This window comes from Paenibacillus sp. Paensp111, from assembly GCF_059492195.1.
On sequence record NZ_CP168527.1, the window covers coordinates 301,557 to 326,350 of the forward strand.

25 protein-coding genes are annotated in these 24,794 nt (G+C 48.6%); 18 read left to right on the forward strand and 7 right to left on the reverse strand.

Annotated elements, in window-relative coordinates:
• Window positions 1-63 precede the first annotated feature (63 nt).
• A complete protein-coding gene (locus tag ACEN86_RS01580) occupies window positions 64-294 on the forward strand; it encodes a DNA-binding protein (protein WP_495632636.1) in 231 nt (76 codons plus the stop codon).
• Window positions 295-465: 171 nt separating this feature from the next.
• Here ACEN86_RS01580 and ACEN86_RS01585 read toward each other — a convergent pair whose 3' ends face one another.
• A complete protein-coding gene (locus ACEN86_RS01585) occupies window positions 466-1,719 on the reverse strand; it encodes a sensor histidine kinase (RefSeq protein ID WP_495632637.1) in 1,254 nt (417 codons plus the stop codon).
• The gene (locus ACEN86_RS01590; RefSeq protein WP_495632638.1) at window positions 1,709-2,395 is read right to left on the reverse strand and encodes a response regulator transcription factor; all 687 of its coding nucleotides are present in this window, start codon (window positions 2,393-2,395) and stop codon (window positions 1,709-1,711) included. Before ACEN86_RS01590 ends, ACEN86_RS01585 begins: the two co-directional genes overlap by 11 nt.
• Before the next feature lie 136 nt (window positions 2,396-2,531).
• Here ACEN86_RS01590 and ACEN86_RS01595 point away from each other — a divergent pair, with 136 nt between their 5' ends.
• The 4 genes from ACEN86_RS01595 to ACEN86_RS01610 all read left to right on the forward strand — a co-directional run bounded on the left by ACEN86_RS01595 (window position 2,532) and on the right by ACEN86_RS01610 (window position 5,811).
• Window positions 2,532-3,035, forward strand: a complete 504-nt coding sequence (locus ACEN86_RS01595; protein ID WP_495632639.1) for an FMN-binding protein — start codon at window positions 2,532-2,534, stop codon at window positions 3,033-3,035.
• A 1-nt stretch (window position 3,036) separates the two neighbouring features.
• Window positions 3,037-3,936: an FAD:protein FMN transferase gene (locus ACEN86_RS01600; RefSeq protein ID WP_495632640.1), complete on the forward strand. Its 900-nt coding sequence runs from the start codon at window positions 3,037-3,039 to the stop codon at window positions 3,934-3,936.
• Window positions 3,926-4,756: an RnfABCDGE type electron transport complex subunit D gene (locus ACEN86_RS01605; protein ID WP_495632641.1), complete on the forward strand. Its 831-nt coding sequence runs from the start codon at window positions 3,926-3,928 to the stop codon at window positions 4,754-4,756. Before ACEN86_RS01600 ends, ACEN86_RS01605 begins: the two co-directional genes overlap by 11 nt.
• Before the next feature lie 116 nt (window positions 4,757-4,872).
• Window positions 4,873-5,811: a hypothetical protein gene (locus tag ACEN86_RS01610; protein ID WP_495632642.1), complete on the forward strand. Its 939-nt coding sequence runs from the start codon at window positions 4,873-4,875 to the stop codon at window positions 5,809-5,811.
• Between the two features lie 60 nt (window positions 5,812-5,871).
• Here ACEN86_RS01610 and ACEN86_RS01615 read toward each other — a convergent pair whose 3' ends face one another.
• Entirely contained in the window at window positions 5,872-6,516 is a 645-nt protein-coding gene (locus tag ACEN86_RS01615) for a TetR/AcrR family transcriptional regulator (protein WP_495632643.1), read from the reverse strand.
• 165 nt (window positions 6,517-6,681) lie between these two features.
• Here ACEN86_RS01615 and ACEN86_RS01620 point away from each other — a divergent pair, with 165 nt between their 5' ends.
• The gene (locus tag ACEN86_RS01620) at window positions 6,682-7,434 is read left to right on the forward strand and encodes an SDR family NAD(P)-dependent oxidoreductase (RefSeq protein WP_495632644.1); all 753 of its coding nucleotides are present in this window, start codon (window positions 6,682-6,684) and stop codon (window positions 7,432-7,434) included.
• Window positions 7,435-7,525: 91 nt separating this feature from the next.
• Here the strand turns inward: ACEN86_RS01620 and ACEN86_RS01625 are convergent, their stop codons facing one another.
• A complete protein-coding gene (locus tag ACEN86_RS01625; protein ID WP_495632645.1) occupies window positions 7,526-8,281 on the reverse strand; it encodes an SDR family NAD(P)-dependent oxidoreductase in 756 nt (251 codons plus the stop codon).
• A gap of 264 nt (window positions 8,282-8,545) precedes the next feature.
• Between ACEN86_RS01625 and ACEN86_RS01630 the strand changes: the two genes are divergently transcribed.
• Window positions 8,546-9,808, forward strand: a complete 1,263-nt coding sequence (locus ACEN86_RS01630; RefSeq protein WP_495632646.1) for a hypothetical protein — start codon at window positions 8,546-8,548, stop codon at window positions 9,806-9,808.
• Between the two features lie 103 nt (window positions 9,809-9,911).
• On the opposite strand, the gene udk is transcribed toward ACEN86_RS01630, so the two are convergent.
• On the reverse strand, window positions 9,912-10,547 hold the full coding sequence (gene udk, locus ACEN86_RS01635) for a uridine kinase (RefSeq protein ID WP_495632647.1): 636 nt from the start codon (window positions 10,545-10,547) through the stop codon (window positions 9,912-9,914).
• 237 nt (window positions 10,548-10,784) lie between these two features.
• Here udk and ACEN86_RS01640 point away from each other — a divergent pair, with 237 nt between their 5' ends.
• From ACEN86_RS01640 to ACEN86_RS01655, 4 genes are all read left to right on the forward strand, one after another.
• The gene (locus ACEN86_RS01640; RefSeq protein ID WP_495632648.1) at window positions 10,785-11,882 is read left to right on the forward strand and encodes a threonine aldolase family protein; all 1,098 of its coding nucleotides are present in this window, start codon (window positions 10,785-10,787) and stop codon (window positions 11,880-11,882) included.
• A gap of 282 nt (window positions 11,883-12,164) precedes the next feature.
• Complete coding sequence (locus ACEN86_RS01645; protein ID WP_495632649.1) at window positions 12,165-12,614, forward strand: hypothetical protein; 450 nt, start codon at window positions 12,165-12,167, stop codon at window positions 12,612-12,614.
• A gap of 16 nt (window positions 12,615-12,630) precedes the next feature.
• Entirely contained in the window at window positions 12,631-12,861 is a 231-nt protein-coding gene (locus ACEN86_RS01650) for a helix-turn-helix transcriptional regulator (RefSeq protein ID WP_495632650.1), read from the forward strand.
• 99 nt (window positions 12,862-12,960) lie between these two features.
• Window positions 12,961-14,151, forward strand: coding sequence for a cytochrome P450 family protein (locus ACEN86_RS01655; RefSeq protein WP_495632651.1), 1,191 nt, complete (start codon window positions 12,961-12,963; stop codon window positions 14,149-14,151).
• Between the two features lie 94 nt (window positions 14,152-14,245).
• Here the strand turns inward: ACEN86_RS01655 and ACEN86_RS01660 are convergent, their stop codons facing one another.
• Entirely contained in the window at window positions 14,246-15,280 is a 1,035-nt protein-coding gene (locus ACEN86_RS01660) for a LacI family DNA-binding transcriptional regulator (protein ID WP_495632652.1), read from the reverse strand.
• 457 nt (window positions 15,281-15,737) lie between these two features.
• Here ACEN86_RS01660 and ACEN86_RS01665 point away from each other — a divergent pair, with 457 nt between their 5' ends.
• The 7 genes from ACEN86_RS01665 (at window position 15,738) to ACEN86_RS01695 (ending at window position 23,559) form a co-directional block, all read left to right on the forward strand.
• Window positions 15,738-16,691: an ABC transporter permease gene (locus ACEN86_RS01665; RefSeq protein ID WP_495634187.1), complete on the forward strand. Its 954-nt coding sequence runs from the start codon at window positions 15,738-15,740 to the stop codon at window positions 16,689-16,691.
• A gap of 15 nt (window positions 16,692-16,706) precedes the next feature.
• The gene (locus ACEN86_RS01670) at window positions 16,707-17,588 is read left to right on the forward strand and encodes a carbohydrate ABC transporter permease (RefSeq protein WP_495632653.1); all 882 of its coding nucleotides are present in this window, start codon (window positions 16,707-16,709) and stop codon (window positions 17,586-17,588) included.
• A gap of 59 nt (window positions 17,589-17,647) precedes the next feature.
• The gene (locus ACEN86_RS01675; RefSeq protein ID WP_495632654.1) at window positions 17,648-19,234 is read left to right on the forward strand and encodes an ABC transporter substrate-binding protein; all 1,587 of its coding nucleotides are present in this window, start codon (window positions 17,648-17,650) and stop codon (window positions 19,232-19,234) included.
• Between the two features lie 23 nt (window positions 19,235-19,257).
• Entirely contained in the window at window positions 19,258-20,769 is a 1,512-nt protein-coding gene (locus tag ACEN86_RS01680; RefSeq protein ID WP_495632655.1) for a glycoside hydrolase family 32 protein, read from the forward strand.
• Between the two features lie 116 nt (window positions 20,770-20,885).
• The gene (locus tag ACEN86_RS01685) at window positions 20,886-21,764 is read left to right on the forward strand and encodes an ROK family protein (protein WP_495632656.1); all 879 of its coding nucleotides are present in this window, start codon (window positions 20,886-20,888) and stop codon (window positions 21,762-21,764) included.
• Between the two features lie 89 nt (window positions 21,765-21,853).
• Entirely contained in the window at window positions 21,854-22,789 is a 936-nt protein-coding gene (locus tag ACEN86_RS01690; RefSeq protein ID WP_495632657.1) for a hypothetical protein, read from the forward strand.
• A 242-nt stretch (window positions 22,790-23,031) separates the two neighbouring features.
• Window positions 23,032-23,559 (forward strand): TetR/AcrR family transcriptional regulator, encoded by a 528-nt coding sequence (locus ACEN86_RS01695; RefSeq protein ID WP_495632658.1) that lies wholly within the window; start codon window positions 23,032-23,034, stop codon window positions 23,557-23,559.
• 206 nt (window positions 23,560-23,765) lie between these two features.
• On the opposite strand, the gene ACEN86_RS01700 is transcribed toward ACEN86_RS01695, so the two are convergent.
• Entirely contained in the window at window positions 23,766-24,785 is a 1,020-nt protein-coding gene (locus ACEN86_RS01700; RefSeq protein ID WP_495632659.1) for a Gfo/Idh/MocA family protein, read from the reverse strand.
• Window positions 24,786-24,794 lie beyond the last annotated feature (9 nt).

A 24,794-nucleotide genomic window follows, 5' to 3' on the forward strand; every position in this document is an offset into this window, starting at 1 on the left:
GGTTCTGGTATAGTAGATATAGTCAAGAATCGTATTGGCTCGGATAAGGAAGGTTGTCCATCTATGCAGGTATTCGAGGACTTCAATTTAAAGGTGAAGAAGACTTTTAAAGCAACAAGTAAGGAAGACGTTCTTACCGTAACCGAAGCGGGGAGCAGGTTAGGCCTCTCCAAAGATCAAATGAAAGCTTATGCGGACAAAAACAATCTGACCAAGGTTCCGATTATGCGCAGCGTGCACAGATATCTTTTGCTTGAGCGCGAAGTGGATGATATAGTAAATAAACAATTATAAAACAATCTGTCTTACCTAAGCTAAAGGGGCCGCCCCGCAAGATTCTGTCTTGCGGGGCGGCCCCCTTTGTGCTGCTTCGAGACGCTGCGACACAAATATCCTTTTCTCCTGAGCCGCTGCTGTCCTGAAATCTGCTGAAGACATATTTCTATTTATAGCATGATGTACAGCTCATGCCTTCATGATGAACTTCTTCCGCGGGAAGAGGAGCTCAATCCGAGTCCCCTCTCCCAACCGGGAGTGGACCTGAATCACGCCGCCATGCACATCGACGATCCATTTGGCTATGGACAGACCGAGGCCTGTGCCTCCCTCCGTGCGGGATCTGACCTTGTCTGCACGGTAGAAACGGTCGAAGATATAAGGCAAATCACTCTCCGCTATTCCGCATCCGCTGTCAGAAATGCTGATGTACACCTGATGGGATTGATCATATCCCGTCACCCTAATCACACCCGAATCCGGCGTGTACTTTAACGCATTGTCCAGCAGGACGATCAGCAGCTGGCGTATCCTGCTCTCATCACCCCACATCGACAGAGGCTGTTGAAGCTCGATTTGCATCTCGATCTCCTTGGTGGCAGCCAGCAAGCTGAACTGACGGGTCAATTCCCTCAGCAGGACATCCAGCTGGAAGTGAGACGGCTGAATCTGCTGCTGATCCGAGTCTGAGCGGGCGAGGGTTAGCAGATCCTCCAGCAGCTTGCTCATTCGCTTGCTCTCCTTGAGGATTACGGCAATATCGGGGCTTCGCTGCTCGATAGAATCGGCTGGGTGCCGGAGCAGTAGCTCGGTCTGAGCCTGGATGATGGCGGTCGGCGTCCTCAATTCGTGTGAGGCATCGGCAACGAAGCGCTGCTGTTTGTCCCACGATCTCCGTATCGGAATCAGGGCCCGCCCAGCCAGGAATAAGCCGGCAAATACAAGGATCCCAGCACCTGCAGCCATTCCTGCGCCCAGATCCCACAGCAGGGAATCCAGGGTCCGCTGCAAATCATTCATGTTCTTAACCAAAGTGACCGAGACGACTCCGTCCTGCGGGTAAGCGAACTGAAGGATCCGATACGTGGAGCTGTGAACCTCAAGGGTCCGGTAGGCTTGTACATTCACAGGTCCTGCGAACTGACTGGCGATGTCGGGTGTGAAAGACTTCTCAGGGAGCTGACGGATCAGCTGGCCTTGGGCACCCCAGAACAAATAAGTGATGGTATCGTCCTGTTCGGGGTCCAGCTCATTAGACTTAACCTGCTGCGCGGGATCCTGGATGGAATGAATCCGCTCCTTGGATTCTGCCAAGGCTTCATCCGTGTCATGGAGTAGCCGGTACTGCATGTGGAAATACAGTATCGTGCTTAGAACAGCCAGCACGAGTAGGAATACCGCGGCGTTCAAGATAACTAATTTCCGGCGGATATTATTGAACATGAGGCTCACCCGTTAACATATAGCCGACCCCGCGAACGGTGCGCAGGCAGCTGTCGATGCCGTGAGGAACGAGTTTTTTGCGCAAATGATGAATGTACACGTCCACTGCGGAGTTAGCAGATCCCGAGTCAAAGCCCCACACCCGGTCAAAGATCTGCTCACGGGTTAGAATCTGATCTTTGTTGCAGATGAAAAATTCAAGCAGGGCATACTCGGTTGCGGTCAGATTCAGCGGGGTGTCCCCGCTGATGGCATCTTTGGCGGCCGGGACCAGCTGAATCGCTCCGTAAGTCAGCTCCCCCTCCTGGCCAATCGTGCCGCGTCTTCTCAGGACTGCCCTTGATCTGGCCAGAAGTTCGGAGACCGCAAAGGGCTTGGTGATATAGTCATCCGCACCCAAGTCCAGGCCGGCTACCCGATCCTCCACAGCATCCTTGGCCGTCACGAGAATAATGGGGATGAATATGGATCTTGACCTTAAATTTCTCATGAGGTCTACACCGCTTAGTCCAGGCAGCATAACATCCAGAATAATCAAGTCATGGATGCCCTGCTCTGCCAAGTAGAGCCCTTCGTCACCTGTCTCTGCACCATCAGTTATGAAGTTCTCGCTTTCGAAGATGTCCCGGATCACCTTGAGCAGAGAGATATCATCTTCCACCACCAGAATGCGCATAGGAATTCCGCCTTTCTTGTTATAGGGGCCTTGTGTCGATAGAGTTGATTTTAAGAAAATTTAAATAATACCTAATTATACTGAAGCTGTCGCAGGACAGATATAGAAATAAGCATGATGGAGGTATTAATTTGCCATGGCGAAAATGGACAAAAAATGGGTCGCTTTATGTTCAGCAGCACTTGCAGCCGTATATACGGCCGGGTACTATACAACCGAATCCGAAGCTTCCGAACCGCCGTTGCTGTCCGCTCAGGTGATGGTGCAATCCGGTCCCCTTGCTAAATCGGCAGCTCCAACAACAGCCTTATCCGGAGCCGGGGCGCAATCTTCATCCCATAATACACGAACCCATCAGACTCGAACAAATCGTCTCTATAAGGATGGAACTTATTCGGGAGAAGGAACCAATCGGCGCGGGGCGATCCAGGTAACGGTCACAACGAAGAACGACAAAATAACCGATGTGGAAATCAGCCGCTTTGCGATGCACTATTCAGAAAGTGATGTGGTGGATCTGCCTGGGGAAGTACTGAACAAGCAAAGTGCGCAGGTTAAAAATGTATCGGGAGCAACGTACAGCACAAGAGCTTTTAAAGCTGCCGTACAGGCTGCGCTGGCGAAGGCGCAGATCAGCTGATATGAGAAAAACCAAACTTTATATGGATACCGTAGTAGATATCCAAATCGTAATAGGCGATGTCCGCCGGCGTGAAGAGGCCGAAGCTCAGATGACCCGGGCCTTCGAGGCCTTTCGGAGGGTTGAAATGACGTGCAGCCGATTCAGCCCGGACAGTGAACTCATGAGAGCATGCAGACAGATCGGAAGTCCGGTCAAGGTGAGTGCACTGCTGTATGAGCCTCTCAAGTTCGCACTCGAAATGGCGGAGTGGACACAAGGTATATTCGATCCTGCCGTAGGCGGATGGATGGAGAAGCATGGCTTCAATATCCATTATCTCACGGGTGAGGCGATCCAGACTCCTGCCTCGCGTAAGGTTACCTATCGGGATATTATACTTGATGACCGTGAACATACACTGCTGCTCAAACAGCCTCTGGTAATGGATCTTGGAGCGGTGGCGAAGGGCTTGGCTATTGATCTGGCAGCCAGCGAGCTGAAGGGATTTCCTGGCTTTATGATTAATGCCGGGGGAGACCTGTATGCGGGTGGAGTGAATGCACTAGGGAAGCCGTGGACCATTGACATTCAGCATCCGGCTGACCCAGCCAAGACCATACACTCGCTAGATCTTACCAATCAGGCTATCTGCACTTCAGGCAGCTATGAGCGCATAAGCGCTGTGGTGCCTCATACTCACCATATTATATATCCAGAGACAGGAGTATCTCCCCGGGACTTAGTCAGCTGTTCTGTCATCGCGCCTTTCGCCATGATGGCGGATACGTTCTCCACCGCATCGTTTCTGCTTGGGGCAGAGGGTGGGAAGAGGCTGATCGAAGAAGCTGGCCTAACTGGAATCTGGGTTACAGATGATCTGCATATGGAGCAGACAGGAGGAATAAGGAATGACAATTAGACAATGGATCAAATCTCCAAAGGCCTATGTCATGGCGGCCATGCTGGTCTGTCTGATTCTGGCTTCAGCCGGGTCACAGGATTTGGAGGGTATTCGTAATGCGGGAATAGCCGTGGGGGTCTGTGGAGTTGTGGATGTTCTTCTTGGCCTCATTGAGAAAAGAAAAAGACTGCTGCCTGACGGCGCCGTGGTGACAGGCCTGATTATTGCCCTAGTCCTGAGTTCGACCGCGTCCTGGTTCGTCGTTGCGGCAACTGCCGGCATCTCGATCCTATCCAAGCATCTGCTGGTGTATCGCAGGAAGCCGGTCTTCAATCCGGCAGCCTTCGGTCTGCTCGTGTCCATCCTCATCTTCGATAGCGGACAGAGCTGGTGGGGGGCTTTTGGAGATCTGTCTCCGTGGGTCGTCCTTCTTCTTCTGGCCATGGGGTACCCTGTGGTCAGCCGGGTGAATAAATACCCCCAGGTGTTCTCTTTCCTCGGAGTAACCTTCCTGCTGTTACTTGGGATGGGCATGCTTCATACAGGAGATGCCTCGGATGCGCTGCGTGCTCCTTTTATCAATGCGACCTTGTTCTTTGGGCTGTTCATGCTTACAGATCCCCCGACATCACCGGCTAAAGTGAAGGACCAGATCGTCTTCGGCGTCCTTGCATCGGTTACAGGAGTAGTCATTTACGGACTTTTTGGCGGATTAATGTACTTGTTTATCGGACTGCTTATCGCCAATCTGTACCACTTGCTGAGAACCCGGACGTCCTTGAAGGCAGCCCAGCGGCAGAAGCCGGGCAGGAAGGAGACCGGGGGAATCACCGTGTAATTCTATAGACCTACCGAACATTTCCTGTTTGGCCCACCCCTCTTTTGGTTATTCTCTACTTAATACTGTGTTAACATATGTACGGAGGAGACAAGCTGATAGGGGGAGAGATAGAGTTGGATTTAAGAAAGTGGGTTAGGCAGGGGATACTGGGGTTATTAGGCTTTGCTCTTATATGTGGAACGTTCGTGGGAATAGGAGGGAAGCCAGCCGCAGCTGCAGATCAATATGGTGCTTTCAGAAATGCGTCGGTTAAAGGGCCGCCTATTGCCGGTCTGGGGAATGGAAGCACATGGGTGCCGCAGGGTCTTGCCCTTGTCCCCTCGAAGGACTGGGTGATCACCTCCCACTACCGCGGGCAGGAGAACAGCTGGCAGGTATCGGGGATTGTGATCACGAGCACCAAGACGAAGAAGCGGATCAAGACGCTGTATCTCTATGATAATCCGATCATTCCGCACATGGGGAATGTCGGAGGGCTTGCGGTAAGCAAGGACCATCTGTGGATCGTCTCGGGCTACACTATTTACAAGATCCCGCTCAGTACCCTTTCGGAGAAGAAGGACAACAGCCGGGTAATGATGACAGGTTACCCTGTGAAGCATAAGGCTTCCTATGCCGCATACTCGGACGGGGTGCTGTGGGTTGGCGAGTATATGGACGGCAAGGATAGTGGGAAAACAACCTGTGACGCTGGTCCAAGCGGCAGATTGTACGGCTACAAGCTGAATTCCAGCGACGACCTTCCGGTTAATCCGAAGGCTTCCTACACCCGGACTACCCCGGACCGGATCCAGGGAATGGCCGTCTCGAAGGATTACATCGTGTACAGTCAATCCTGCGGCCGGGACGTGTCCAGCAAGCTGTTGTTCTACTCGGCAAGCATGCCCGTTAAGAAGCTCCGCTCTGTGACTCTGCCTCCTATGGCTGAAGGAATCGCGTTCTTCGGCAGCGAGCTCTATACCCTGTTTGAATCTGGGGCGTCCAAATATCAAGGAAGCCCTTATCCGCTTAAGAATATATATCTGATCAATATTAAAAAGCTAAAACTATAGATATCAAACAAACAAAGGTGTTCCAAGGAGCCATGGCTATGGCTGCTTGGGACACCTTTTTTAGTCTGCTTTCAAATAGTCGATCATTATATTCTTCAAGATCACAAGCTGCCGGGTTGATTCCAGGTCGGACTCTAGCACGAGAAAGCTGGCTTTAAGTGAAAGCTTCTTGGAGAACAAGCCGAAGGCGTTAATGACGGTAAGCAGGGTCTCCTGGGTGGAAAGATCTGAACGAATGGAACCGTCCTGTATTCCAGCCTGAATAATTTTTGAGAACTCATCGGCAATTTTCTGGTTAAGTTCTTTGAATTTATCCATGTCCTCAAGCGGTTCGCTGGTGTGAGAAGCATAGCTTTCAAAGTCACTCATTAATTTAGTGCCGGGATTCTGATGATCTTCGATAAAATAGTCAAATAATTCACTCAGCTTGTCCAGACTGGATATGGACAGATTGGCAATTTCAGCGAATCGTTGAAGAGTCGGTTCAAGCAGCTTGGTGGCCACCGCGACAATGAGCTTCTCTTTTTTGGGGAAATACCGGAACAGCGTGGCAATCCCGATATTAGCCTCCATGGCTATGTCCTGCATGGTAGTCTTGTCGATTCCTTTAAGGGTAAATACCCGCTCGGCAGTCTCCAAAATAACCGCAGTGCGATTCTGCCTGCTGATTGTGCGTTCCTTCGCATATCTGGCTTTGGGATCCATTGGCTAGCGCCTCCGTTCATTCCTTATAGACAACTTATTATATCCACCCATTAATTCACATACAAGAGCAAATTGAGTTTAGCAACCCAGAATGATATGATGTATATCACAGTGATATTATGACTATCATTAAATTATAATTTTCCATTAAAGGGGATATTTAATATGGGTCGTCTTACGAATAAAATCGCGATTGTAACAGGAGCTGGAAGTGGAATGGGCCGCGAGGAGGCCTTGCTGCTTGCTGCAGAAGGAGCTACAGTGGTGGTTACAGATATCAATGAAGCCGCCGTGCAGGCAGTTGCCAAGGAAATTAAGGAAAGCGGCGGAAAGGCTGCAGCTTATGCGCACAACGTAACTCTTGAAGAGGATTGGAAGCATGTGGTGGAGGACAGCATGAAGTCTTTTGGGAAAGTGGATGTACTCGTGAATAATGCGGGTGTTTCACTTGCTGTGGGCCTGCTGGACACCAGCCTTGAGCAGTGGAACAAAGTCATCCACATTAACCTGACGAGCACTTTCCTGGGGATGAAGTATGTGGTTCCGCACATGATCGAGAATAACGGGGGATCGATTATCAACATTTCCTCGATTGCAGGACTTACAGGCAGCAGCGGAGCCGGCGCTTATACAGCTTCCAAGGGCGGAGTCCGTATGCTCAGCAAAGCAGCGGCTGTGGACTTCGGTAAGCATAACATCCGGGTCAACTCTGTTCATCCGGGCTTTATCGAGACGCCAATGAGCTCGGAATTTGTTCATAACGAGCAGATGCTGAAATGGTTCTTATCCCAGACTGCGCTGCCTCGCGTGGGCCAAGCCTCTGAAGTTGCTCAAGCGGTGCTGTTCCTCGCCTCCGATGAGTCGGCCTATATTACAGGGATTGAACTTCCTGTTGATGGCGGTGTAACTGCGAAGTAACCCTCGGTCCTGCGGGAAGCAGGCAGGAACAAGGGATGGAGACAAGCCCGGTATTTGGCAGGTGGCCAAGTACCGGGCTTGTCTCGTCTTATTAAATTACATAAGGAGTAGCTTCCATCGTCTCGGCCTTGGCTACAGCTTCCTCGAGTGACATGCCGGTGAAATTCTGTGCATGCAGGAAGCGGCCGCTCTTCTTGTCATCCACGAATGCGCCTACAGCGATCCCGGGGATAACGGTATCCACGGAGTTCGGAGCCTGAGGGCCTCCAAGATCCGTTCTGCACCAGCCCGGATCCGTCAGGCTGATTACGACATCGGTTTCGTCAAGCCGGGAAGCCAGGTCCTTCGTGAATTTATCAAGAGCCGCTTTGCTAGCTGCATAACCAGCCTGCTCAGGCTCATTCTTGATTCCACTGGTGGTATTGATCACCCGTCCGAAGCCGCGTTCAATCATCTTAGGAATTAAGCGGTTACAGATCGTGGCAATGGAGATGAAGTTAATCCGGAAGCTCATCTCGAAATCCTCGGTAGGTGTGTTCCAGTAGTCTTCTCTATAAGCAATTTGCACGGCAGCATTGTTGAAGACAATATCTACAGGGGTACCCTTGGCTTCTATCTCATCCAGCATGGCTACCACTTCATCGTGATTGGCAAGTTCAGCTTGTACACTATAGGCTTCTACGCCAAGCGCCTTCACCTCTTCTTCAACCTTGCTCGAATGCTCAAGACTTCGGCTGTGAAGGATAAGATTACAGCCCTGCTTGGCCATGAATAGGGCGGTCTGATAACCAACACCCCTGCTTGCTCCTGTAATAAGGGCCCATTTACCTGTTACATTTACCATCATTAAGATCTCCTTTGATATGGATTGAACTAAAGACTGAGTGATTGATGACTTCATTAGTTCATTCCAAATAGTTAGTATGGTTCCTGGCAGTCTAGATCTTTATAGATATTAGAGCAGTAAGTAAGCACTTACATTTCAATAGTATTGTAGCATATTTAATGTGTGGGATGTTAGGAAGGGGAGTAGGAAACCAGACTAGGGTTGACGAACTATAAGTATAGGCTAAATATGGAAAAGGCCCTATTCTCTCAAAGGATGTGCGAAATGAAAAAGGTACTGTTAAGATTGGGGATTTTAAGTATTGTATTAATGGTGAGTATGGGTGCAGCGAGTCCGAAGAACCCTTTGGATATTACCCAGAACCTGCCTATCAAGGATGACCGGGGTAAGCCGTGGGTCTTAAAGAATTCAAGTGAATACAAAATGAAATGGTCCATGACCGATCCAAGTCCCTTTCAACATTACGAATTAAACGAAGGACCTAAAGGCTTGGTGTATGTCAATGATTTTGATGAGTTAATGTTAGTTAATCCCTTGACTGGGTCTGTAGTATGGAAGAAGCCCTTTAAATGGGATAGTCAACTTCAACCTACAATCGGCAGTGATCATACGTACTATACAGTTTCTTCCACGGAAGGTGACCGCCTATCAAAAGATGTCTATCGCACAAATGTTACGCGATATGACGTTTCAGGTAATATGACAACACTATCCTCGGTTGATATGCGAGTCGTTCCATGGTTCGAGGATGAGTCAGCCTTTTCAATCATAGATGCAGGCGATTCCAAAGGGAATTATCTCGTCATTACAGATAAAGGCCTGTTATCTATTAAGCCAGACGGTAAGACCAACTGGTTGCTAGCAGAAGTTCCTACCAAGAATGGGAGTTTAGACACAACTCAAGCTCAATCGATCCTTACTGACAATGAAGGAAATATTTATTTGAAGATAGATGAGACTCTTGTGTCACTAAGTGTAAATGGAACTGTAAATTGGGCGCGTGATTATCAGTTGAAAAATAGTAATACATTCTACTATGCCGATGGAGCAAACATCTTGGGTGAATATACCTACTCTGATGACTTTAGTCTTCAGCACACGAAGCTTTATAAGATGACCGAACAGGGTCTCGTGCAGATAACAGACCCGGCAATTATCAACCAAAAATTATCACATAGTGATCGCCATGGTGGGAGTTATAAAATCAATGAGAAGAGTAATGTCCTCACCAACGAAAATTACTTCACAGGCAAGCCTAAATGGACTTACCAATTAGGTAAGTTTGAGAGAAATAGTGGGATGAGCTTATTCAGTGGCAGCTTGGATTCCGACAACAAGGGAAACGTATATTTTGGAACTAATGCGGGAGCGGTGTACTCGCTTGATTTTACTGGAAAGCCAAGGTTTGTGCTCTGGATGTATAACAATGATTTGTCCTACCCCGAGATTTATGCGGTTAATGAGAATCTGGTAGTCATGAGCATTAATAACCATGTCATATGTATCGAGAAGAAAACCAAGAAATAAGGATAACTAACAAAAGGGACGTCATCATGACGTCCCTTAGTTGTTCTGCATCAGATGCAGAACGGTCTGGCTTAAATCGAACCGGGTTCAGCTGACTCATTCTTCAAGCTTCACCCCAGGTCCGGTCGCCCGTAAGATACTTCTCGGTTAGTACGGACAGCAGCTGAATGCCGACTTCATTCTCCCCGCCTTCAGGGATGATCAGGTCGGCGTATTTCTTGGAAGGCTCGATAAAAGCCTCATGCATAGGCTTGACCGTAGCCAGATACTGCTGGTGGATCGATTGAATCGTTCTGCCGCGCTCCTCGATATCCCGCAGGACCCGGCGCAGGATTCGCACATCGGGATCGGTGTCGACGAATACTTTAATATCAAGCTGCTCGCGGAGCTTCTCATCAGAGAGGACATGTAGTCCCTCGAGAATGACGATATTGTTCGGCCTCAACTCCACAGTCTCTACAGTGGAACGGGCATGTACAGTGAAGTCATATACCGGAGCCTGCGCGGGCTTGCCCTCCTTCAGAAGAAGAAGATGCTGGGTAAGCAGCTCGTTATCAAAGGCGAAGGGATGATCATAATTGATCGCTTCCCGTTCGCTCATACTGAGATGCGAATGGTCCTTATAGTAGTTATCCTGAGATATAAAGGTGACTTTATCTGAGCCAAGACGGTGGATGACTGAGCGGGCAACGGTTGATTTGCCAGAGCCGGTGCCGCCGGCGATACCAATGATAAGCATGGTGATTCGATTACCCTCCCTAAGATGTTGCAATTCCAGTATTGTAGCACACCGCTGAGCTTTTTTCATCTCGTCAGAGACCGGGGAGCATGGCAGTTTTTTGAATATTATCGGTGACCTGGAGGATACTGGTTATCGGCTGCAGGAATAGGACCAGCGGTTTTGCTTATCGCTATAAGGTGATTTACGATATAGAGGAAGAGCGAATGATTAAGTTAATGAAGAGGGGATATAACCATGAGCGTTATAAGCTTGGCGGAGGCCTTTGCGAAGACAGCCTATCCGGTGCCCGGGCATGGCTTAAGGAACGTTGACGTGCTGAAGGAGGCACTTGCCCATATAGATGGAGACCTGGACAGTGATGTGTATGGGACAGGCGGAATTATAGAAGATTTCCAGAGTAAAATAGCGTCTTATCTCGGCAAAGATACTGCCGTATTCTTCCCAAGCGGAACGATGGCCCAGCAGATTGCCCTGCGGATCTGGTGTGATCAGAAGGGGCTTCGGCGGGTGGCCTATCACCCGCTTTGTCATCTGGAGATTCACGAGCAGGATGGCATGAAGGAGCTTCACCATATTGAACCGGTTCTGCTGGCGGATAAGGACAGGCTGATTAAGCTCGAAGATATCCAGAATATGAAGGAGGACATTGCCTGCCTCCTGCTGGAGCTGCCTCAGCGTGAGATTGGCGGAGAGCTGCCGGCATATGAGGAGCTCGAAGCGATCGCAGCCTACTGCAAGGAGAAGGGGATCAAGCTGCACCTGGACGGAGCCAGGCTGTTCGAGATCGTGCCTTACTATCAGCGGTCCGCGGCCGAGATCTGCTCGCTATTCGACAGTGTGTATGTCTCCTTCTACAAAGGTATTGGCGGCATCGCCGGAGCTATCTTGGCGGGAGATCAAGCCTTCACAGAGCGCTCCAAGGTATGGAAAAGACGCCACGGCGGCGATCTGATCAGCTTGTATCCTTACATCCTCAGCTCCGACTATTATTTCGACCAGCGCATCGGCCGAATGGAACAGTATTATGAGGAAGCCAAGGAGCTTGCAGCCTTGTATAACCAGTGCCACGGCATCTCAACCCGTCCATGCATACCTGTCTCGAATATGTTCCATGTACATGTAGAGCTGGACAAGGAGAGGCTGGAACCTCTGTTAATCAGTCTTTATGAAGAGACCGGGATTGGACTGACGGCGAATCTTAAGACTTTGCGCGAGAATGGCTGTTATTTCGAGATCAGTGTAGGTGACCGGTACCCGGGAGTGCCGAAGGAAAGGCTGTCGGAAGCTTTCCGGCTGCTGGATGAGAAACTAGAAGAAATCGGACGGACATGACACAGAGTCAGCTCAGAACGATAATATCCTCTTGTAAGGTCTAGATAGCAGGCAAAGGTGATCCAAAGTATATCGAATCTATAAAGAGAAGCCGTCTTCTTTCAAATGGTGGGTCGCAATTCCACTTTACTAAGATACGGTTTCTTTTTGTTTTATAATTTTGAGAACAGGGACAACCATCGTAAATTTACATTATTGTTATTATTTACAAAGTAACCTATAGGTTATATTATGGTAAATACAGGTTACATTATTAATTTGAAATTATGGAGGAGTTCGTACATGGTGGTAAGTAAAGAACAGCTGCACCGCAATCGGATGGTGATCGTGATTGGTTGTCTTGTTGGTTTTGCCTTGTGGCAGCTTCCCGACCTATTGAGATGGTTCATCCCGGACATAATTATTCATCCTGCTGTAAGAATAACGATCACTGTAATATCCTTAGCAGGCTGGTTAGTCTGGTTGGTATACCTGATTAAAGTAGTGAGGCTTAACTTTTTTTTAAGACGAAATCCTGAGTTAGCGCGTCAGATCAACGATGAGTTCATCCAGCATATCAGCTTGAAATCTTATGCGGTTGGATTCTGGGTTTTACTTGTGCTGCAAGGGATTTTATTAGTGGCTTTACCATTTCTGAGCATCCCGATTAATGCTGTTCCGTCGATTAGCATTTTTGTAGCCGTAGTGAGTTCGTCATTCGCATTCATCAAATTTGAGAGATCTTACAATTAGAATGGGGTAGTTGAAGTTGGCTAATGAGATTCTGATCAACACGATCAAGATAGAACGTGCCAAACGGAATTTGACGCAGGAGCAGTTATCCAATCTGGTGGGTGTAACTAGAAAGACCATTAACACCGTGGAGGTTGGAAAGTTTATCCCCAGCACGGTTCTTGCTTTAAAACTTGCTAGGGTCTTCGGAGTACCTGTGGAAAATCTATTCTCGTTACAGACGGAAGAACAATCAGAGTCCTACTGATTTTTGCAATTGCCCATTTATCCTGACTATACTATTTATACCAAGTCTTAACAGACATGGACTTTAGTAAATAAATCGTGTACGGGAGGGGAATAAGCGTTGAGTTCAAATGAATCCGTAGCCAGTTCTCTATTTACGAAAGAATTTACGAAGAATCCTTATCCGGTCTATGCCCAGCTGAGGGAGATGGACCCTATTTACAAATGTGTTTTTCCACAAGGCACTGAAGGCTGGATGATCACGAGATACGAGGATGCCGTAGAGGCCTTCAAGGACCCGAGACTCAGCAAGGATGTGGTCAAGCACGGGGGGCAGAATGGAGAGCAAAGTATCTTCTCCCGAAGTATGCTGTTCTCTGATCCACCGGATCATAAGAGGCTCCGGGGGCTTGTGCAGCAATCCTTCACCCCCGTCATGATCGAGGGAATGAGAGGGCGGATACAGGAGATTACGGATGAGCTTCTGGATGGATTTAGCGGAAGAGACGAGATCCATCTGATTGATGAATTTGCCTTTCCTCTCCCGATTATTGTGATATGTGAAATGCTGGGGATTCCAGCTGAGGACCGTGACAAATTCCGCCTCTGGTCCAACACCTTAATCGGAGGCTACAGTGAAGAAAATGCCGGCAAGTTGAAGCAGCACATGGATGAGTTCATTCAGTATTTGGGGCAGCTGTTCGATCGGCTGCGGACAGAACCGGGACAGGATATGATCAGTCAGCTTATCGCAGCCGAAGAGGAAGGCGACAGGCTTACGGAGCAGGAGCTGTACGGCGTTGTCGCACTGCTGATTATCGCTGGGCACGAGACGACAGTGAATTTGATCGGCAACAGCATCCTCTCCTTGCTTCAGCACCCGGATCAGCTTGAGCTGCTTGTTCGTCAGCCCGAGCTTATTCATACCGCAATTGAAGAATCCCTTAGATTCAATGGCCCGGTTGAATTTAGCACTGGGCGATGGGCAAGGGAGGATTTTAATTTCAAGGGGAAGGAATTCAAGAAAGGTGACCTCGTTATCATTGCGCTGAATTCAGCCAATCATGACCCAAGTCAGTTTGAGTCCCCGGATGTATTTGATATCACCAGGGAGAAGAGCCCTCATCTGGCGTTTGGGAAGGGCATCCACCTCTGTCTTGGAGCACCGCTGGCCCGGCTTGAAGGCGAAATCGCAATTAACAGTCTATTGCAGCGTTACCCTAATATGAAGCTGAATGCCAAGCCTAGTGAACTGGAATGGAGACCGGGTATGATTGTAAGAGGGGTACAGGAAATTCCGCTTTCGTTATAGCTCAAATACCCGTTATCCATTTTTCGCAAGCACTTATTATGCATACCAAGAGACACCCGGATTTCCGGGTGTCTCTATTTGTTATGAATGATGGCTACTCTATTATGCCTGTAGAGTCCCTGAAGATCGGCTCGGTCCGTACGTGAGTGATCTGGTAAGGATGAGAAGGATCCTTGACCCTGGATAACAGCATTTCCGCAGCGGTAATGCCCATTTCGTTATTGAAAATATGCACCGTAGTCAGGTGAGGCTCTACAATTCGCGACTCGGGCGCGTCATCGAACCCGCATACCCTAACCTCGCCCGGGATTTGTACCCCTCTATTCTTCAGCGCCTTCATTAAGCTCACAGCGAGGAAGTCATTGGCACAAATGAAAGCGGAGGGCAGTTCTTTCATGCCTTCTAATTGTTCACTTAGCCAGCTGTCACTAAAGAAACGGTCCTGATCAATAATGCAGTGAGACAAATTAAGCTGCCGCTGCGCTTCAATCAAAGCCCGGTTGTAACCAACCCATCTCTCATTGAAGGACTTGCAGTGGTTGTAGTCCCCTACGAACCCTATCGTATGGGAACCGCTTTCAATAAGCTTCCGGGTCATGAAGTAGGTACTATGCTCATTCTCCATGAGCAGCAGATCGGCTTTGAGATCAGGGTAAAAGATATCCGCAGCACAGTCTATAAAAATCGTTGGCAGCCCTAAGCTGCTAACGAGTTCGCTATATTTGCTGTTGAACATCTCAATGCAGATGATGCCGTCCACTTTGGAAGTCTCAAAGTTGTTGGGCAACGTGAGCGTATTGATTTCGGCTTCCCGAACAATATGAATCGATAAGTTATAACCTTCTGAGCTAATTCTCTTCTCTAGTCCGCTAATCAGAAATGAACCAAAGTGCGAGCTGTTTGGCAGGTTACATGTCAACAGGGCGATGTTACCGGGATTCTTAGGGAGAATGTTCTCCGTTTCTACATAAGCAAATTGCTTATATTTCAGCTCGATGGCCCGCTTGATCACCTTATTGCGGGTCTCGGCAGGGATACTGTCACTCCCATTCAGTGCTTTGGATGCGGTATTTCTGGATATCCCCAGAGAATCGGCAATATCCTGTATCGTAATTTTTTCTTTGGCCATAGTTAGATCTTCCACCTTTACTAATAGCAACCGTCGAGTATGGCTAACAATTATCTATGTTAAATGTATAATAGTTCAGGTTAAATAGCAACAAGAAAGTTACAAATGCACAATTCGATATTACATATAGAATCCATAATTATATAACCGGTTTTATTTTACAAATGTTTGCTTTGAGTCTCAAAAAATCTCCAAAACGGATGAACTGAACCATGTTAAAACCAAGAAATCTAGGTGTTTCTATCTAAATTTGAGTGAAATATAAGAAAATAATCGAGAAAATCTCTTATAAATGAACAAATCAACTTGTCAAATGTGTAAAAATAAATTTACAAAAATGTATTGACTGTTGAATTTATATTTGGTAAATTGTAAAAACAGAAGCGAAATGAAAGCCCTTTCTTGTGTTCAAATGTAAACCTGATGATGAAGATTGGAGGTAAGGGGATTGCAAAACTTGGTGGAAGTCGATAAAAGAGCGGCTGTACCTAAGAGTGAGAGAGCTGTCCGAAGTAAATTAGCATTTATCCGGAAGAACTATTTTCTGTATGTGCTGTTAGCACCCGCATTAATCCTTACGCTTATTTTCAAGTATGTTCCGATGTACGGGGCCATTATTGCGTTTAAGGATTTCAGTCCGATCAAGGGGATACTCGGGAGTGATTGGGTTGGACTCAAGTACTTCGAGAAGTTTTTGAACTCACCTAACTTTGAGGTGATTTTCCTTAATACTTTAAAGCTTAGCTTATACGGACTGATATGCGGGTTCCCAGTGCCCATTATTCTGGCCTTGATGCTGAATCAGCTTCGTAAATCCGGGATTAAGAAGAATGTTCAGCTTGTCCTTTATGCCCCGAATTTTATTTCGGTTGTGGTTATTGTCGGCATGCTGTTCATCTTCCTATCCCCAACGGGTCCTATCAATCAAATCTTTATATCTCTAACCGGGAAACCTGTCATGTTCATGACGGAACCTGAATACTTCAGGTGGGTCTATATCTTGTCAGGTATATGGCAGGCTGCAGGCTGGTCGTCCATCATCTATGTGGCTGCCCTGGCTAATGTGGATCCCGAGCTGCATAATGCGGCAAGCCTGGACGGTGCCAACATCCTGCAGCGTATCCGTCATATTGATCTGCCGACGATCAAGCCAATTATGGCTATTGTGTTTATCTTGGCTGCCGGGGGCATTATGTCGGTGGGCTTCGAGAAGGCTTACCTGCTGCAGACTTCAATGAACCTGCCTACATCTGAGATTATACCGACCTATGTATACAAAGTAGGTCTGCAAGCCGGGGATTATGCTTATTCCGCTGCAGTCGGCCTATTTAACTCGGTAATTAATGTGATTTTGCTGATGACGGTGAACTTTATTGTCAAGAAACTCAATGAGGGAGAGGGCCTTTACTAGGAAAGGAGCTGCCATATGAATATTAAATACTCCCGAATGGACCGTGTTGTTTTAACCATCAATAACATCCTGATTTGCCTGGCTGTTCTGATCGTTGTGATTCCCCTGATTTATGTCGTTATAGCTTCATTTATGAATCCGAATGTCCTGTTGACCCAAGGGCTTTCCTTTAAAATATCGGACTGGAACGTGGAGGGCTATAAGCTGATCTTGTCCAATCCGGCTATGGTTCGAGGATTTGTGAACGCGGTGTTCTACTCCGTAAGCTTCGCCTTGATTACGGTTACCGTATCTGTCTTTGCGGGGTACGCGATGTCCGTGGATGGACTGGTAGGCAGGAATCTTTTTATGACCTTATTTGTCATCACGATGTTCTTTGGCGGGGGGTTAATTCCAACGTACCTGCTTGTGAAGAATCTGGGTATGCTCGATACCGTATGGGCGATCTTGATCCCTGGTGCCGTGAACGTATGGGATATTATTCTGGCCAGAACGTTCTTCAAGGGTGTACCTAACGAGCTGAAGGAAGCGGCCAACGTGGATGGCGCATCCGAGTGGACGATCTTCTTCAGAATCGTGCTTCCCTTGTCCAAACCAATTATATTCGTCATTGCTCTATATGCGTTCGTCGGCCAATGGAACTCTTACTTCGATGCCATGATTTATCTGGAGAATCCGAATCTGCATCCGCTGCAGCTTGTTCTAAGATCGATATTAATTCAGAACCAGGCGGCTTCAGGTATGATTGGCGATCAATTGGCCATGGCCGAGCTGAAGCGTCTTTCTGAAATGATTAAATACGCATCCATTGTGATTTCAAGTCTTCCGCTGCTGGTAATGTATCCATTTTTCCAAAAGTATTTCGAGAAAGGTGTCATGGTAGGTTCATTGAAATAATGAACGCCTTAGACATAAAGCTTGAGTGTGTTGTTACTTATACAATTGGAGGTCATGGTATGAAAAATGTAAAAACAGTCTCCGTATCTGTTCTCGCAGCAATGCTGCTGCTCTCCGGCTGCAGCAGTTCGTCCAATGAGAGTGATTCCAAAGATCCGAATGGTAAAACAACGCTTAACTTTCTGACCCAAAGCTCAGCACTTGCACCTGCAGACCCGAATGAGAAGCTGATTAATCAGCGGTTGGAGCAGAAGACAGGGATCCATATCAATTGGAAGAACTACACGAATGATGTCTTCGTAGAGAAAAGAAATCTGGCGGTTGCCAGCGGAGATCTTCCGGATGGAATTTTTGCAGCAGGCTACTCAGACTATGATCTGCTTAAGCTTGCCAAAGACGGCGTGATTATACCGGTTGAAGATTTAATAGAGAAGAGCATGCCTAATCTTAAGAAAGTGCTGGAAGCAGCCCCAGAATACAAGTCCATGATGACAGCTCCGGATGGACATATTTATTCGTTCCCGTGGATTGAGGAGCTCGGTTCAGGGAAAGAAGCGATTCAAGCCGTGGATGATCTTCCCTGGATCAATGTGGAATGGCTTAAGAAATTAGGACTGAAGATGCCAACGACTACGGAAGAATTGAAGCAGGTTTTGATTGCCTTCAAGACCAAGGATCCGAACGGGAATGGAAAAGCGGACGAAATCCCGCTGTCATTCATCGATAAGCCGGGAGGCGAAGATCTGGCCTTCTTATATGGTTCATTTGGACTTGGCGAGAATGGGGATCATGCGGTTGTGACGAACGAGGGCAAGGTTGTATTTACTCCGGCTGAGGATGGATACAAGGAAGCCGTTAAGTACATCCATGATCTATATCAACAAGGTCTGATTGATGTTGAATCTTCCCAGCAGGACTGGAACACTTATCTGGCTAAAGGTAAAGACAATCGATATGGCCTGTACTTTACTTGGGACAAAGCTAATATCACCGGAATGAATGATAAATATGATGTTATGCCACCCCTCGCAGGTCCGGATGGCCATGTTAACGTAACAAGAACTAACGGAATGGGCTTTGACCGCGGAAGCATGGTCATTACAAGTTCGAATAAGAAGCTGGAGGAAACCGCGAAGTGGATCGATCAGCTCTACGATCCGCTGCAATCTGTTCAGGACAACTGGGGTACCTACGGGGATACCAAGCAGCAGAATATTTTCGAGTTAGACAAATCCAAGAACATGCTGAAGCATCTGCCTCTTAAGGGTACGGCACCGGTCGAATTAAGACAAAAGACAAGTATCGGCGGCCCGTTGGCTATCCTGGACGAATATTACGGTAAATTCACTACCAAGCCGGATGACGCTGCATGGAGAATGGATATCTTGAAAAAGGTTATGGTTCCTCATATGCAGGCTGACAACAATTATCCTAGAGTATTCTTCTCGATTGATGAGCTTGACCGATTGTCTGCAATCGAAACGGACTTGTTCGCCTATGTGCTGAGAAAACGCACAGAATGGTATCAGAACGGGAAGGTAGACGAGGAATGGCCGGCTTATTTGAAGGAGCTGAACCGTCTGGGCCTTCAAGAATGGCTGAAAATCAAACAAACGGGTTATGACAGAAACGCGAAAAAGGCATAATCCGTACGAAGGAGCAATCATACATGAGTGTTAGTTCAATACAGAAGTACCGCCCGGCGTATCACTATTCTCCCGCTGAAGGATGGATGAATGACCCAAATGGAATGGTGTATTTCAGCGGGGAATACCACCTGTTCTATCAGTATACGGCTCATAGAGCGACGCCGGACTTCGCTAATATGCACTGGGGACATGCGGTGAGCAAGGATTTATTGCATTGGGAGGAGCTTTCAGTTGCTCTAACGCCCGATGACAACGGAGCGATTTTCTCAGGTAGTATTGTCGTGGATCAGGATAACAGAACCGGCTTCTTTAATGAGGAGGGTTCAGGTCTGGTTGCTATCTATACGAATGCTGGAAATAAGATCATACCAGGAAAGGATCAGGTCCAAAGTATCGCTTACAGTAAGGATAACGGAAGAACTTGGTCTAAGTACGATGGAAATCCAGTACTGCTTCCGGCTGATACTGCCGATTTCCGGGACCCCAAAGTATTCTGGTATGCCCCGTCCTCGGAGTGGATTATGACGCTTGCAGTTAAGGACAGAGTGGAGTTCTATAAATCTCCGAACTTGAAAGAGTGGTCCTACGCCAGCTCATTTGGAGCTGAAGTTGCAGGTTCTCATCGAGGAGTGTACGAATGTCCCGATTTGATCCAGATTCCGGTTGACGGGAATCCGAGCAATACAAAGTGGGTGCTGATCGTCAGTGTAGGTGACCGCAATGGAATCAACGACAGTGATCCCGAGCCTCCGGCAGGCGGATCAGGCATTATGTATTTCGTAGGTGAATTTGACGGAACGACCTTTATACCGGACGATCAGGTGACATCAGGTGACGATATAAAGTGGGTGGATCACGGCTCCGATTGTTATGCCGCCGTCACTTGGAGCAATATCACTACTGAAAGAGGAAATCCACTCTGGTTAGGCTGGATGAGTAACTGGAGATATGCGAGCCTCACTCCACTCGTGAGTTGGAGGGGGGCTATGACGATCCCGAGAGAGCTTGCACTGGAGACAAGAAGCGGGAAGGTAACCCTCGTTCAGCGGCCTGTACAGGAACTTGGACAATTAGGGCCACCGGTTGTGTCACTTAAGGAAGTTAGGGCCTCCGAGGCGCAGTCTGCATTATCTGCACTGCAGCTGGACAGTTATGCAATTAAAGCTGTGTTCGATTTGAAAGAGTCCCTTGCCTTCAAAGTCCGGACTTCGGCGGACCAGGAGACGGTTGTCGGGTATGACTCTGGACTCAAGGAGCTGTATGTGGATCGGACACGGGCGGGTCAGTCCGAATTTCATGAGGACTTCGCTGGTCGCCATACAGCGGCGGTAGCTGAACCGGCAGACGGAAGGCTTGATCTCTTAGTGTACGTGGATCGCTTATCCGTGGAGGCATTTGCGAGCGGCGGGCAGGCGGTGATCACGGATCTGATCTTCCCGGATCCGAATGCTAAGGGACTCGGACTACTTGCAGAGAAGGGCGACTTCAAGCTGCACTCACTCGAAATTCATGCGCTGACTTCGGAAGCCTGATAGCAGCAGATGTATGAGATGGACTGCCCCATTAGCGGGCAGTCTGTTTCTATTGTTTCTTATATAGCGTTCGGTCACAATGAAAGAAAAGAATTAGAGAGCAGGAGGTATAGGGTATGCGTATAGGTGCTATTGAAGCCGGGGGGACGAAATTCGTCTGTGGGATCGGCAATGAAGAAGGGATTATCGAAGACAGCGTAAGTTTCCCGACGGAACGTCCAGAAGAGACCTTGGACCGCGTCATAGCTTATTTTGAAGACAAGCAGATTGATGCGATGGGGATCGGTTCCTTCGGACCGATTGATCTTGATCCAGCCAGTCCGACTTATGGATATGTGACAACCACCCCAAAGCCGGGGTGGGTTAATTATAATTTTCTCGGAAAGCTGAAGCAATCTTTCCCTGTACCTTACGGCTGGGATACAGATGTGAATGCAGCCGCATTTGGTGAGGCAAAATGGGGGGCAGCTCAGGGGCTGGATAGCTGTGTCTACTATACCATCGGTACCGGCGTGGGCGTGGGTATCTATGCGGAAGGCAGACTGGTCCATGGGCTGGTCCATCCCGAAGGCGGCCATGTGCCGGTGAGACGTCATCCAGAGGATAAATTTGAAGGAATATGCCCATTTCACAGGGATTGTCTAGAAGGAATGGCGGCAGGACCGGCACTTGAAGCACGCTGGAAGGTGAAAGGGCATGAGCTTCCAGAGGGGCATGAAGCCTGGGAGATGGAGGCCTACTATATTGCGGGGGCGGTAACCGGGACCATCCTGATGCTGTCACCAAAGAAAGTTATTCTAGGCGGGGGAGTCATGCAGCAGGCTCAGCTCTTCGGAATGATTCGGGACCAGGTCAGACATAACCTGAATGGTTATGTTAGCTCAGAAGTATTATTGAATCATTTGGACAACTACATCGTTCCTCCGGGTTTAGGGAATAGGGCTGGCTTGGTCGGGGCTTTGGCACTGGGGGCCGAAGCACTTAGACAGGGATAGGAGACGCTTGTCGTCCCTATTTAGTTCCAATAGTCCTGTTTAAATTTTCCTCTTCCGTATTAAATATAATAGGAAAGGGGAGAAGATTGTTGACAACTAAGAAATGGGTAAGACAACAACTGGCCGTTCTGCTGGGCATCGCCTTGATTCTCGGGGCATTCAGCGCATGGCCGAACACACAGGCGGAAGCTGCGAGCAAATACAGCACCTTTGACAAGGTGTCGGTAAAGGGACCTGCGATTCCCGGCTTATCGGGGGATAAGGAATGGGTTCCTCAAGGACTTGCCGTAGTGCCGAGCAAGAATTGGGTAATTACGTCTCATTACTGGGGTGGCAGCGGGAATACAGCTACTGCGATTGCAATTACCAGCACCACAACCAAGAAGCGGATCAAGACCTTATATCTCTATGAATCCAGCACCAAAAAGCATACCGGACATGCCGGCGGACTTGCAGTGAGCAAGAGCAATCTGTGGATCGCATCCGGCAAGACGGTATATAAAATTCCGCTTAGCACCTTGTCCAGCAAGAAGGATTACAGCAATGTGGTCATGAAGGGATATCCTCTGGGGCACAAAGCTTCCTATGCAACCTATGCGGAGGGTGTTCTGTGGGTAGGCGAATATATGGACGGCGAAGATGTAGGCAAAAAAATGTGTGATCCCGGCCCGAAGGGTCGTGCCTATGCTTATAAGCTGAACAGCAAGGACGATCTGCCGTCGAAGCCGAAGGCTGCCTATTCGTGGGTCACGCCTGACCGTGTACAGGGCATGGCAATTACGAAGAACCGCGCCTTATACAGCCAATCCTGCGGACGTAATAACTCTAGTAAGCTGCTTATCTATACACGGGGCGCGTGGGGCAAGCAGGTCAGCTCTTTGACCATGCCGCCGATGTCCGAGGGAATCGCTCTATATGGAAGCCAGCTGTACACGAACTTCGAGTCCGGCGCGCGCAAATATTCGAATGGAAGCATGCCGCTCAAAAACATGTACATTATCTACACCAGCAAATTGAAAATGTGAGTTGCAGCGTGTACATCCGTACCTAAGGATATGCTCAGCTGAGAACTCAAGCCCAAGAAGCTCCAGACCTGGGTGTCTGGGGCTTTCTTCTATATCTGTCCTCTCCAGTAGCAGGTTGTAAATGAATACAAGTTCGTTTATCATAAATGAATGTGATTGATCAATCACTAAAATAATCAATTACTCGAATAGAGTCGTTCACTTAGGAACGATCAATTCCAAGTGCAGGAGGATGTTAAGCTATGCCCAGAGCTGCAGCAGGTTCGGTTAACCGGCGCACGGATATTATCTCGGCGGCGATAGAAGTTTTTGCGGAGACCGGGTATTACCGGGCTACAACGGCCCAGGTGGCTGAGCGGGCGGAAATTTCCCAGCCGTACGTATTCAAGTTCTTTTCCACCAAGGAAGCTTTATTAGTAGAGGCGCTTGAAGTCTCCTGGACCCGGGTACTGGATGCGTTCCGATCCGTAATCGGGAAGGCCAACGCCGATCGTCTGGAGCAGGAGCTAATCGAGAGCTATCAGGCCATTATGGACTCGCACAGGAATGAAGTTTTGCTGCAAATGCAGGCGCATACCATCCAGGAAGAGTCTGTTATCAAGGTTATGCAAAAGGGCTTTCTCGACGTTCAGCACATGGTCTTGGAGGCATTCCAGCAGGCAGGGCTGCATAATCCACAGGAGCGTACTCTGATGTTCCTCGCCAGAGGCATGCTGTGCAATATATCGATGTCGCTGTCTCTGCCTCAGCTGATGTCTACGGAACAGTAGGCGCCTTAGGGGACTTATTGTTCTGCATTATGGTTCCGTTCTAATCCATTGACTGGGAAGCTGCCCATACTTGGCTGACTGTGTTGTTCTGCCTGCTGCTTTACGAGCAGGGCTCGGAAAGATGCTGACTCTAGTGCCCAGCAGCCCGAGTGCAAAATAAATAGGCGAACCTCCGGGTTAATCCGGGGGATCGCCTATTGTTGTGATTAAAGCTTAATAATTTGACCGGTTGCCTGGGATTCAAATGCCGCCAGAATAACCTTGAGTGAACGCAGGCCCTCTTCTCCAGAAATGCTTGGAGGGGTCTGAGTTAGAATCGATTCTACGAAAGCGTCAATGACGCCGCTAGGGACCTGCTTCTCGTTGGTAGCCATGGCGCCGACTTTGTAAGTCTCTACGGTGCCATTGGTCAGCTCCACGATAACCTCGTCACCGTCCACGGTACCAATCTTCATCACGCCATTCTCACACCAGAGCACGGTGCTGTTATCCCCGCCCCGATAATGAGTCCAGCTGGCTACAAGCGTACCAATCGCGCCGCTCTTCATGCGAAGAAGGCAGGCCGCATTGTCGTCAACTTCCGTTCCTTCCTTATCCAGGGTATCGATGAACGAAGCCACCTCAGCTACTTCGTCACTAAGCAGGTAGCGGATGAAGTCGGACTTATGAACGCCGAGGTCACCCATGGCTCCCAGGATCGCTTCATCCTTTTCGAAGAACCAGCTGTCCCGGCCGTCTACGCTCCACGCATCTGGGCCCGGGTGGCCGAATGCCGTGCGGAAAGTAATTACTCTGCCCAGCTTGCCCGAATCGAGAATTTCCTTGGCCTTCACATGCGGAGGCATCAGACGCTGGTTGTGTCCAACCATCAGGTAGACGCCGTTCTTCCGGGCGGCCTCGATCATCTGCTGCCCTTCTTCTTCGGTGGTAGCCATCGGCTTCTCTACCAGAACATGCACCCCGGCGTTCGCAAAAGCAATCGTCATTGGAGCATGCAGGTAATTCGGTGTACAAATACTGACAGCATCAATCTTCTCGTTAGCCAAAATCTCTTCATAGCTGGCGTAAGCCTTGCCTCCATGCTTATCCGCCATTTCCTGTGCCCGCTCGATCTTGGGATCTGCGAAGGCCACAAGCTCTACCTGCTCATTGTTCGCATACTCGGGTACATGACGGCGCTGAGCGATAGCTCCGCAGCCGATCACCGCTACTTTAATTTTGCTCATATATAGAAG